Genomic DNA, 11,735 nt, shown 5'->3' with positions numbered 1-11,735 from the left:
CGGCCGGCCGCCTTCGCCGCCGCCCTGACCCGCCAGCCCTTGCAACGCCGTCGCAATTTCGCGCGCGCCGGCATTGTCCAACGTAACAATCTGCGTTGCCGCCGAGTCCCTATCAATCTGGCGCACCAGTTCACGGATACGGCGCAGATTATCGGCATAATCGGCAACGACAAGGCTATTCGCGTTGCGGTTTGCGGTCATCGAGCCTTCGCGGCTTACCAAAGGACGAAGCGTCTCGACCGCTGTCGTTGCATCAATCGAACGCAAGCGGAACACTTCTGTGACAAACTGGCTTGGTGCAGCGGACTTGCTGCCGACACGGCTCGGCTGGGTCGCCGCCCCTTCCGATGGTTGCACGCGATAGCCGCCACCACGCATCGGTATTGCGACCAGGCCATTGGCCCGCAAGGTCGACAAAAACACCTCAAAATATTCGGAACGGGACAAAGGCCGGTCCGTCACGACAGAGACTTTCCCGGTTACACGCCCATCGACGATAAATGTCTGGCCAGTGACCCGCGCTGCATCCTGAACAAATGCTCTAACGTCGGCATCGCGCACATTCAGCGAGTGCTGGGCAGACAAAGGAGCTGCCAAAACAAGTCCAGCGCTCGCCAGCCATAATAAGAATTTAGAGTTCACGGTTTTTCCAGATTTAGTGCAATGGGTATTTTCGATCCGCCGCGTTCCACTTCAATACTCAAGCGGGTACCGGGTCGGAATTGGGAGGCCACGTCGGTGGCAGATGAAACAGGGCGTCCGTTGACGGTGACGACGACATCACCATCCTGAAATCCGGCCAAGCGCAGCATGGTGCCATCGTCACGCGCCTGCACAACCAGGCCGGTAACACGACCACCTTCGTTGCGCGGGGCAAGGCCGATTGATTTTTGCAGACTTTCCGCATTCATTTCGGCCCCGGATGATGCAGGAACCTGCGGCATCACACCCGATGCGGCGCCGTTGCCAGCGGAGATATTGTCGGCGGGTACCGACTGGTCCAGATACAGCGATTCCTTCACCCCGCCACGCGATAAAATCACATGATCGAAAGCCACCGCGTCGAGGATCACGCCCGGCGACACTTCTTCGCCAACCGCATAACTATTTTGAACCCCGTCTTCGCCGGCAATAATCGCGGAACCGCCGCCAGAATTTTCATTTGACCGGATGCCGTATAACGTCAGGCTGAGCGACGTTACATTTTCCGATCCCACGGCGGCGGTTTCGTTTCGAGAAAAAGCGTCAAAGCGGGAAAACAAAGCGCTACGCGCCGATTGGGGCACAATGTTTACCGGAGCGGAGCGCCATTGCCCCACTGGACCGACCGGAGTGGCAAGTACAAAGGCCAGGCGGGCAAATTGAATGGCCAACAATATCGAAAGCAACCCCAAGACCAGCTTCGCATATGGGATTGCGGCCAACCGGAATGATTGCAGACTAACCCTCACCCCCATCAAGATCGCCACCCTTTTTACAACGTGATTCTACAAACAACACTGCGGGCGTAAGGCGGCACTGTGACTTAAGCATGACATTAAAATTACATTTTAATGACGAAGATATCCACTGGCCGATAGCAGCCAATAAAATTTCGGCAGTGCATCGGTGAAGATACACTGCCGTTAGTGGGGGTATGGGTGTGGTTAGAAATTAAAGCTTAAGCTTGCCGACGCGCTTAAGCCACGATCATATTGATTGTAGATAATAATATTGTCGCCGCTCTTTTGAAACTCGCGGAACTTCGTGCGGGTTATGTTGCGTAATTCGAACTTGAATTCTGCTTCCTGTCCAGCGATTTTAATACCTTCGCGCGCAACTAAATCGAGACGGAACCCTGGGCGCTCAATAACATCCGGCTGGGGAGGCGTTCCGTTGATTCCGCGACTTGATACCCGATCAGTCGAGTAGGATAGCAACAATGTCTGCTGCGACAATTTGTCTTGATCCTCGATCCCAATTTGCAGGTTGACGATATGATCAGACTGTCCGGTCAAAGGCGAACCATCTTGGAAAAAGTCGGTTGCGTTTGTCGAAAATGCTCCAAAAACAGCCGTGGTGTCCCCCGCAGCAACTTTAAGTTCTGACTTGGTGAAGGTATAATTGGCGATTAATACTAAGCGTCGCGTCGCAAAAAAATCACTGCTGCTGATCGTGCTCAAATCAAAATATTTTTGAGCGTCAATCTCAACTCCAAATAATGTCGCCTCTGGTGCGTTAGCATATGAGGTCGTAAAATCTGGCGAAACAAAAGCCTCAATCGGGTTGTCAATTTTCTTGTAAAAACCGGCGATTGACAAGCGTTGCTCTGGCGCAAAATAATATTCTACCCGCGCTTCTCCGTTAAGAAGCTGGCTATCCACCAGAAGTGGATTTCCGCGATAAGCCCTATTCGATTCAGGGTCGAAATAAGGCTGGTTTATCAACTCTCTAAACTGCGGACGCGCGATCGTTTTTGACGCGCTTACGCGAAATTTTATTTCGCTTGTAACGTCAAAGGTCACCGTAGCCGCAGGAAGCCAATATTCACGCAAAAGAGCCGTCGACGCCCCTGATGCGCCTGGTGTATTGAACACCTGGATCGGTTCAACCGACTGATCCGCCTTTTCCCAACGGACACCGGCGTCGATGTTGATCGTGTCGCCGATCTGTATATTGGTTTTTCCGTAAGCCGCCCATGTGCGAAGCTTTGCCTCAAACGCAGGGTTGCCTTCATCGGCTTCCAATAGACTGATATTGAACAGATCGATCACTTGCGGGCCCAACAAGAGGTCCGCACGCAATAAACCTACGCCCGATGGCAATCCGTTTGCGTCGTAGAAAAATTCTCGCCGCGAACTGACGCGATTAGTGTCGGAATAAGCATTGCCGACTGTAATGCCGATATCTGGCGTTAGTTGGTAAGTTACGTCCACTCCTCCAGACAAGAGTTCTTCTTTCAGGTCTGAAAAAATGACGCGCGCGTCACCGCGTTGTCGGTTCAATATGTTGACGAAAAACTCTCCGGTAGGGTCTGCCGCAGAATTGGTGCGTACATATTCGGTAGACAATTCATAAGGCGCCTCACGCTGCGATTCTGCGTACGCGGCCCTGAAGTCTATGTCCAAATCTGACGTGATGTCGAATTCTGCGACAAGCTGGGTATTAATCAGCTGGCGCTCATACCATGCCGTTTTCTGGCGCAAAATATCGGCGCTTGTTTGATCAAGATTGCCCAGGCTAAGCCGTGCTTGTTTGATAGTGTCGTGGATATAGAGATTTGTCCAACGAAGCTTGTTTTCGCCAAATTCGAAACCCAAGCCGAGCAGGCCATTCACAACGATCCGTTGGTCGGTATTGACTTCACGAAAGTCGGAGTCAGCAGTTGAAACGTCTGCGCTTAAAGAACGCTGCTGAATTGAATCGCGGGTCAAATATCTGTTGCTATATCCACCACCTGCAATGATCCCCAGCTGGGATGTCCCTACATCAAATGTCTTTCCGCCTGAAAAAGATATTGAAGCATTTGGCGGGAGATTACCGTCGCGCTGAACGATGGCATTTTGCCCGGTAAAGATACCCTTGCCAACTTCCTGTAGGTCGACATTACCTTGACTCAGGCGTTCACCGCTCGACAAAAATGCGGACAAAGCTGGCGTCGGGTTGCGATTGCTATTGGTGTAGCCCGTCCAATCGGAACCGCCCCCAAAATAAGTATAGCCCAAATGTCCTGTGGTCTCACCATCACCAGAAATGCTTCCGCCAATCGTGAAGAATGGGTCGCGTGGAGTTGCTTTTGTCGTCAGGTTAATAACACCGCCGCCAAATTCACCGGGGTAATTGGCGGAGTAACTCTTCTGTACGAGAGATGATGCAATGACACCAGTTGGAAACAGGTCGAGTGGCACCACGCGCCGGAGTGGTTCAGGGCTTGGAAGTGGAGAACCATTGAGCAGGGCCAAAGAATAACGATCACCCAGTCCACGCACGTAAACATAGCCGCTACCGACTACACTAAGGCCAGTGACCCGGCCAAGTGCACCTGCGATATTGCCTTCACCGGTACGCGCGATGTCGGCGCTCGAAAGGACAGAAACGACCTGAGCAGATGTTTTTGCAATGTTGCGATCACGAAAACCGCGAACAACGATTTCTTCGCCGCCAGGTACCGATATTTCGGTTTCCTCTTCTGCTTGCGTAGCATCAGTAGTTTGATCCGTACCCTCAGCTACCGATGGATCGGCTTCGGCTGGGGCAACTTCTGCCGCAGGATCGACAGCCTCTTGCTCAGGTTGTGTTTCAGTCGATACCTGTGCCGACACCAAAGCCGGAGTCACAAGTGCCGTAGTGAAGAGCAGCAGGCTGGCGCACCTATATGGCTTCAACATCAGAATTTCCCTACTTTTTTATCAAAAAGGGTGGAACGCAGCTCGATTGCTAGCGTCCCACCCAAGTCCTAATGTACAGATTAGAATGTTGGCAGAGACGTGCAAAGTCCTGTCACACTCGTACCAAAAGTTGCAGTTGCGCTGTTGCAAGTCCAGCCTGCGAACCAGGTATCATTCGCATCCCGAACCGCTCCAACATGCGTAGTTGCATCAAAGAACGAGCTAAAAGTATTTGGATTTGTTGCCACTATAGCTGTTTCATTGGCACCATTGATAAACAATGAAGTGAAGCTGGCGGTGAACGCATCATTGTTATTATTGGCTCCGGTTCCAAAAAAGCCGCTAACCTGTGATGCATTGAAAGCTCCTGTTCCAAGGAACTTGGTCGCATTACATTGAAGCGCAACCGAACGTGCAGTCAATGTGACAGGCGTCACGCCGGTGCCATTCATCCGGATACATTCGTTGTTAGGCGTCGCAATAACACCATTGATCAGCGTCACGTCGGAGTTTCCACGGAAAAGTGTCGAAGCATTCGCACCAGAGCTTCCTTCATTATCGGGCGAGCTTTGCGGTTGCAGGGCCGTGAAATTGGCAAGTCTGATTGTTGTGCGCGGCGTGTCTGCTTCTGCGCCGTTGCTGTCAAATTCCATCAACGCATCGCCGCGACCGACACGCGGAATCAGCAAGGCATATTGGATATTTGCTTGGGCCCCGGTGTCGATATCGATACTATCATCGTCAGCGCCGGTCGCGATGTAATATTTCAAGTTGATCGCGCCACCAAAAAACTCTGCGCCATCATCCGAACTGTTGTGCGTCTGGATATGATCGAGGATCGTGCCAGTTCCGATCGACTCGGTGGTCAATGCCTGCAATTCGCGGCTCGCAGTCAAAGGAAAGCCCGAGTAGCGGATCTGGATATAACTCATCCGGCCTGCATTATATGTGTTATCGGTACCGCCGTAACGTGCGAGGTCAGCCGAACCTTCGGTATCTCTCTCACAGGTATTCGAAGCTACCGTGCCGACCGTACAGTCGGTTGTCACACCGCGTCCCAAAAGGACCACACCGCCCCAAAGGCTTTGCGAAGTGTCACTGGTTACGCCAACAATGTTATCGCGTGCAGTGAAGATAATCGGCAGAGCGGCAGTACCTACGGCCGCAATCCTGTTTCCACGATTTACAGCAATCCAGGACTGCTGCGTAGCACCGAACAAGATTACACCGGGGTCGATTGTCAGGACGACATTGGTGTCGGCGGTCAAAGGCGCCGCAGTACAGCCAATAGTTGTTGAAGTATTAGGCAAAGCCACAGTCGGTGCGCGGAAGCCTCCGTCGCAGCCAACGTTAACCCGTCCATTTATCGAGTAAACTACACCAGTAACCTTGGGCAAGGTGCTCGATGTCCGGATCAAAGCCGGCAATTCGCAAACGCGATAAGAACCGGTTGGGCCTGTTAACGTTCCTGCGTCACGCAATCCCTGAGGATCCAAAATCGTCGGGCACTGAGATGCGGCAGTAACGACTGTGGGCGGAGGAGGTGGCGGAGGAGGAGGAGGAGGAGGCGCTGGATTGTTGATGGTGATCGGACCACCCGAACCCGGCGATGCGATGTCATCCGCGCCGCAACCGGCAACGAGAGCAGCAGCAGCGGTCGCATATATAATGCCACGCAATTTTGGATCTAACATTCTGATTCTCCGCAACTAATAATATCGCCTGATTTCAGGCAGAAGCAACGGACCAGCGACGAATCAACGAAGGCCTTACCCGCTGTCTAGTCTGCCCATAGAAGCAGGTTGTGACAAAGCGGCGTTTATTAGATTTCAATACGGAGTCATTTTTATTGCAATTATGTGACATCTGCGGAATCGCGTGGTATCGACCCCTAATTATTTGTAAAATAAAGAAGGCGGGTCACACGACCCGCCCTCAAATAGGCTAAAATACACCAAATTCTGGTAAAACCCGGTTCAGCGCGTTGCGATTTTGGTCTTTAAGCCAGAAAATGCCTGACGCGCGGCTTCTTTTGAATCCATGATCCGGCCGTCGGCGAGAACCAGCTCAACAGACTCCCGGCTTTCGATCGCCCGGGTAAACAATTCGGCAGCCTCGGCGGTCCGCCCCGTTCGGGCATATGCCTGCCCAAGGTTGATGAGCAACGCCGGATCACGCCGACTCACTCTCTCACCGCTCAAAATTTGGGAAATCGCACGCTGGTTGTCGCCGGCAACTAACGCATCATAACCAATCGATCCTTTAGGATAGCCAATTTCGCCACTGGAACCAGGCTGAGCATAGGCGACTCCACTTAGACTAGCGGTCAATAAAGCGCTGACTAATAATGATTTCATGACAATTCTCCTCTTTCCAAGGCCAAATATTACACTTTAGTGACATATAATGCAATTTTATTGTCATTTATCTGTAACTTTAATGAAATATAACGCGCAACCCGGAGCTGCTGCGTTGCAGAAATCGTCTAATTTGCGCATCCATTTGCGGTAAGTATCTTGCCGTTGGTCATTCTTCTGTTAGCTTCAACGCAATGAGCATTTTTCCGTTTAGCGCAATTGTCGGTCAGGATGAGATGAAGCGGGCGTTGCTGATTGCTGCGGTCGATCCACGTATTGGCGGTGTGATGATCTTTGGTGATCGCGGTACCGGAAAATCTACCGCAGCGCGTGCCCTGGCCGCAACCTTGCCGCCTATTGCGATGGTCGACGCATGCCGTTTCAACTGCGCCCCGGATGCGCGCGACGATTGTCCCGATCCATGTACGTCCAGGAAATCAAGGAAAATGCCGGTTCCGTTTGTGGACTTGCCATTGGGTTCGACCGAAGACCGGGTGCTTGGTACCCTCGACCTCGAACGCGCACTGGCGCATGGTGAAAAGCAATTTGAACCGGGATTGTTGGCCAAGGCGCATCGCGGCTTTCTATATATCGACGAAATCAACTTGCTCGAAGATCACGTCGTCGACCTCTTGCTCGATGTCGCGGCATCGGGTCAGAATTTGGTCGAGCGCGACGGCCTTTCGATCCGGCATCCGGCGCGCTTTGTCCTCGTCGGCAGCGGCAATCCCGAAGAAGGGGAATTGCGCCCGCAATTATTGGACCGCTTTGGGCTATCCGTCGAAGTCAAAACACCCGATGCTGTGGAAGACCGGGTCGAAATCATGAAGCGGTGCGACGCGCACGAACAAAATGCTTCAGCTTTTGCCGAGTTTTGGAAAGAAGAAGACGCAAAAGTGCTGCGCCGGATCGCCAAGGCGAAAGCCGGTATCACAAAAGTCGAAACTCCTGAAGCTATCCTCACCGATACGGCAACCTTGTGCAAGGCCGTCGGTGCGGATGGCTTGCGCGGAGAATTGACCGTGATGCGCGGTGCGCGTGCGCTTGCGGCACTGGAAGGCAAAAAGACCGTGACCCGCGCCCAACTCAGAGCGATCGCGCCGCTCGCGCTGCGCCACCGGCTAAGGCGAAATGTTCTGGATGAAACAGGGTCAACCGTTCGCATTGAAAGAGCGTTGGAGGAGTGCTTCGGGTGAGTATCGACGGCGCCATTGATGTTGACATCAGTGACGCGGAACTTGCCCTTCATTTGTTCGTCCAGAACCCCCGTAAATTAGGCGGAATAATGCTGCGCGGCGACGGTCCGGTTCGCGATGGCATGGTCGCCTTTGCACAGGACGCAATTGCCCGACATGGTCCGGTAAAACGGATTCCGGTCAATATCGACAGTGAACGGCTATTGGGCGGATTAGATCTATCGGCGACTTTGGCCGCAGGTCGGGCCATTACGCGCCCGGGCCTGCTAAGTGATGCCAGCGGCGGCGCAGTCATTGTGCCAATGGCCGAACGGACCCCAAGCGACATTGCCGCCCATATTGCTCAGGTTATGGACGGCGGAAATCTTGCGGCCATCCTGCTTGACGATTCTGTTCAGGATGAAGAATCCCCTTCGCCTGCCCTGACCGAACGGATCGCGTTTCATTGTGATATATCCGACTTGCGAAGTTTTGACGTAAATCCCGGCCGATGGCCGATCACAAAGTCTGCATCAAATGCTGCACCACTCACCGATGTGCAATTAACGGCACTTGCGAATACGGCAGGGGCGTTGGGGATAAGCTCGGTGCGGCCGCTTGTTTTTGCACATAGGGTCGCACTAATGCACGCGATGCAAAATGGGCGTGACGCTGCAAACGGCGATGACATTGCTGCGGCCGTCCGGTTGGTGTTGGCGCCGCGAGCCACTCGATTTCCTTCTGAAGAGCCGCAACCTGAGACAGAACCGGAAACCGGCGAAAATCAACCCGAAGACAATACAAACGATACCGACAGCCGCCAGATCGAAGATATCGATCTTGACGATATAGTGTTGGACGCAGCAGTCGCAGCTATCCCGAAACATATTCTCGACCAGATCGACAAGAAAGCAAAGGGAGGCGGGAAAGGGCAAGCGGGCCGTTCAGGACAAAAACAGAAATCCGCCCTTCGCGGGCGTCCATTAGGGGCGCGACCCGGTATGCCCGGACATGGCAAAAAGCTATCCATTATCGACACGTTGCGAACCGCTGCGCCCTGGCAAGCTATCCGCCGGCAAGCGGCGCACCCGGGCGACACACGTACTATCCACATTCGCAAATCCGACCTTCGCGTCCGCCATTACGAACAACGTCGCGAAAGCCTTACCATATTCGCCGTCGATGCGTCGGGCTCGTCTGCCTTGTCGCGGTTGGCCGAGGCGAAGGGCGCGGTCGAAATGATGCTGGCGCAAGCTTATGTCAAACGCAGTCAGGTGGCATTGATTGCTTTCCGGCAATCGGGCTCGGAAATTTTGCTTCCGCCAACACGCTCGCTCACCAGGGCGCGGCGGGCACTGGCCGCATTACCCGGCGGCGGCGGCACACCCTTGGCAGCAGGCCTGATAGCGGCGCAGCAATTGGCAGAGGTCGCGCAGCGCGCCGGACAAACCCCTACAATCGCGATCCTTACTGACGGCAAGGGCAATGTCGCGATGGACGGAACCGCAAGTCGCACAAAGGCGATGGAGGAAGCGCATAACGCGGCGCGCAATGTTGCCGCGCTCGGACTAAACTGCATCGTCATCGACATTTCGCCCCGCCCTCGCGAAGAAGCCGCCGAATTGGCCGTCGCGCTCAATGGTCGCTATCTGCCGCTACCCCAAGCGCAAAGTACGGCGATGGTCGCGGCGATTGAAAGCATGAACGCGCAGTGAGTGGACGCTACCCCGATTGGGCGACCGACGGCAAGGACTGGCCAAACCGCACGGCGAGCAGCTTTGTGCGGGCGGGCGGCTATGAATGGCATGTGCAGATTATGGGAAGCGGGCCTATTTGCCTCCTCATCCACGGCACCGGCGCAGCAACACACAGCTGGCGCGACGTTATGCCTTTGCTGGCCAAGCACTACACCGTTGTCGCGATGGACCTGCCAGGTCACGGCTTCACCAAGGGCACTGGGCAAAGGCCAACGCTGGAAGGCATGGCAACATCAGTCGCGGCGTTGCTGGACGAAATGAAACTCACCCCCGCCTTTGTGGTCGGCCACAGCGCCGGTGTGGCCATCGGCACCCAGCTTTTACTCGGCCGCAAATGGCAAATCCCGCTCATCGGCTTCACCCCTGCCCTGATGCCCTTTCCGGGCCTTGCCGCACGGCTGTTTCCACAACTCGCCAAGATGCTTTTCACCAATCCTTTTGTGTCGATCATCTTTTCCCGCATGGCGCAAGCACCAGGCCAAACCGCCAAGTTTCTAGCCCGCGCCACAGGCTCGAACATCGACACAGCGGGCGCGAAATACTATACGCGCTTGTTCAGCAAATCGGGCCATTGCGATGGCGCGATCCGCATGATGGCCAACTGGCGGCTTGAAAATTTACGCGACCAGTTGTCGAACCTGACATCCCCGACGCTGTTGATACGGGCAAGCCAGGATTCGGCTATTCCGAAAGCGGCGGTCGAAGACGCTGCGGCGCTTATTCCCGACTGCACTTTAGAGGTCATGGAGAAACTCGGCCATTTGGCGCATGAGGAAGACCCAAAGCAGGCCGCAGACAGCATAACGCGGTTTGCGAAAAAACAGGGCATCGGCTAAACAGAAAGAGAAGGAGAGCCGACATGGAACCAAGCGCGTGGGATAATCTGGGTTTTGTCGAAATCATATTTTCCGGCGCCGTAGCCCTTGGACTCGGGTTTTGGCAGCTGTGGTCAATCAATCGCGAAATTGCGAAGGATAAGGAAAAGGCTGCGAGGAAAGACGAGCTTTCCAAATCCGACTAAGTTTCCCTCGGCATCTTGTACGGCAGCATGAACTGGATAACCGGATTGACCAACCGGTTGAGCGAAATACTCTCCTGTATTGCTGTCACCGGTTCCCCATACATTCGCGCAGCTACGGCGGTACGGGCATAAAAAGGCGAATCCTCCCATGTCTTGATGACCGATGCATGGCCTCGATCGGCACGTGTCTGCCGCGACATGCCCCACCAGGTTAGCGGCAAGGGCGCGACCAGTGGAAGCTCGTCTTCCTGCGGCGTTCCACTCGCATCAAAACGGAGCGCGCTAGCAAATTCGCTGCCGTCGCGGCGGGTGCCTTCATAAATGACCGCCACCTGCTTTGCCACATGGGCGCGTGACCAGTGCCAGCTTTTGAAGCCGTTCTCGATGGGTTCGCTGCCATGGTTGCTGTCAAGATATCCGCTGCCTTTCCACGCTATGTCGGGCGCGTCCATCTTGACTTCGATCCTGGCGCGCGGGGCAATCGCTTGCCAATGATGCCGTCCCTTGGGATCGAGCTTGAAGGCGCGATGGTTCAGCATTTCGGGGTGCAATATGATCTGCCCCTTCACCCGCCGCCGCCACGGGATGCCCAGCCGAATATCGCGTTCTTCGATATCGATGATGAGCCTGTCGTTGTCCCAACGCATGGCACTTGGCCCGATATTCAACGTGTCGCGTTGCTGGATGGTGTCGGAAACGCCGCGTTCGGTCATGACCCAGCGCGCACCCTTGCGGCCATAAAGCGCGATGTTCAGACAGCTATGGTCGATTGGAATGCTGCGCCCTGATTTCTTGTAATAAGGCGAGAAAACACTGCCGATAAAGCCGATGATGGTCAGCCCGTAGCGTTCGTCATCACTGAGCGCGTCGATATACCACCAGCGATATCCCTGCGGTGGAACCAGCGTGTCGAAATATGGTCGGACAGCAAGGCTTCGCTCGCTTGCCTCCCCGACAAGGCGGCCATGGGGACCCCCGCGCCCGGATGGGTCGCGCCGCCCGCGCAATAAAGCCCACGGATCGCTGTCCGGCTGCCGGGCCGGAGGAAGGAGGCCGCC

The 11,735-nt window shown here is 54.5% G+C and carries 10 protein-coding genes; 4 read left to right on the top strand and 6 right to left on the bottom strand.

The window, feature by feature from the left end; all coding sequences use genetic code 11:
• The 5 genes from ACEW72_RS03360 to ACEW72_RS03340 all read right to left on the bottom strand — a co-directional run.
• A partial coding sequence (locus ACEW72_RS03360) for a secretin N-terminal domain-containing protein (RefSeq protein WP_373474968.1) occupies positions 1-642 on the bottom strand: 642 nt, incomplete at its 3' end.
• Entirely contained in the window at positions 639-1,424 is a 786-nt protein-coding gene (locus tag ACEW72_RS03355) for a type II secretion system protein N (protein WP_373474967.1), read from the bottom strand. The genes ACEW72_RS03360 and ACEW72_RS03355, both read right to left, overlap by 4 nt.
• A gap of 222 nt (positions 1,425-1,646) precedes the next feature.
• Positions 1,647-4,367: a TonB-dependent receptor domain-containing protein gene (locus ACEW72_RS03350; protein ID WP_373474966.1), complete on the bottom strand. Its 2,721-nt coding sequence runs from the start codon at positions 4,365-4,367 to the stop codon at positions 1,647-1,649.
• Positions 4,368-4,447: 80 nt separating this feature from the next.
• Positions 4,448-6,061 (bottom strand): hypothetical protein, encoded by a 1,614-nt coding sequence (locus tag ACEW72_RS03345; protein ID WP_373474965.1) that lies wholly within the window; start codon positions 6,059-6,061, stop codon positions 4,448-4,450.
• A 282-nt stretch (positions 6,062-6,343) separates the two neighbouring features.
• Positions 6,344-6,724, bottom strand: a complete 381-nt coding sequence (locus tag ACEW72_RS03340; RefSeq protein WP_373474964.1) for a tetratricopeptide repeat protein — start codon at positions 6,722-6,724, stop codon at positions 6,344-6,346.
• Positions 6,725-6,918: 194 nt separating this feature from the next.
• On the opposite strand from ACEW72_RS03340, the gene bchI reads away from it, so the two are divergent.
• From bchI to ACEW72_RS03320, 4 genes are read left to right on the top strand one after another with little or no spacing between them, the layout of a single operon-like run.
• Positions 6,919-7,920 (top strand): magnesium chelatase ATPase subunit I, encoded by a 1,002-nt coding sequence (gene bchI, locus ACEW72_RS03335; RefSeq protein WP_373474963.1) that lies wholly within the window; start codon positions 6,919-6,921, stop codon positions 7,918-7,920.
• On the top strand, positions 7,917-9,614 hold the full coding sequence (locus ACEW72_RS03330) for a magnesium chelatase subunit D (RefSeq protein WP_373474962.1): 1,698 nt from the start codon (positions 7,917-7,919) through the stop codon (positions 9,612-9,614). Before bchI ends, ACEW72_RS03330 begins: the two co-directional genes overlap by 4 nt.
• Positions 9,611-10,492: an alpha/beta fold hydrolase BchO gene (bchO, locus tag ACEW72_RS03325; protein ID WP_373474961.1), complete on the top strand. Its 882-nt coding sequence runs from the start codon at positions 9,611-9,613 to the stop codon at positions 10,490-10,492. Before ACEW72_RS03330 ends, bchO begins: the two co-directional genes overlap by 4 nt.
• Positions 10,493-10,515: 23 nt before the next feature.
• Positions 10,516-10,677: a hypothetical protein gene (locus tag ACEW72_RS03320; RefSeq protein ID WP_373474960.1), complete on the top strand. Its 162-nt coding sequence runs from the start codon at positions 10,516-10,518 to the stop codon at positions 10,675-10,677.
• On the opposite strand, the gene ACEW72_RS03315 is transcribed toward ACEW72_RS03320, so the two are convergent.
• Positions 10,674-11,735: hypothetical protein (locus ACEW72_RS03315; protein WP_373474959.1), on the bottom strand; the 1,062-nt coding region annotated here is incomplete at its 5' end. The genes ACEW72_RS03320 and ACEW72_RS03315 overlap by 4 nt on opposite strands.

It is taken from the genome of Sphingorhabdus sp., assembly GCF_041737645.1.
Taxonomy (GTDB): domain Bacteria; phylum Pseudomonadota; class Alphaproteobacteria; order Sphingomonadales; family Sphingomonadaceae; genus Sphingorhabdus_B.
The sequence above is the reverse complement of the archived record's forward strand: the minus strand, read 5'-3'. Positions and strand labels throughout refer to the sequence as shown.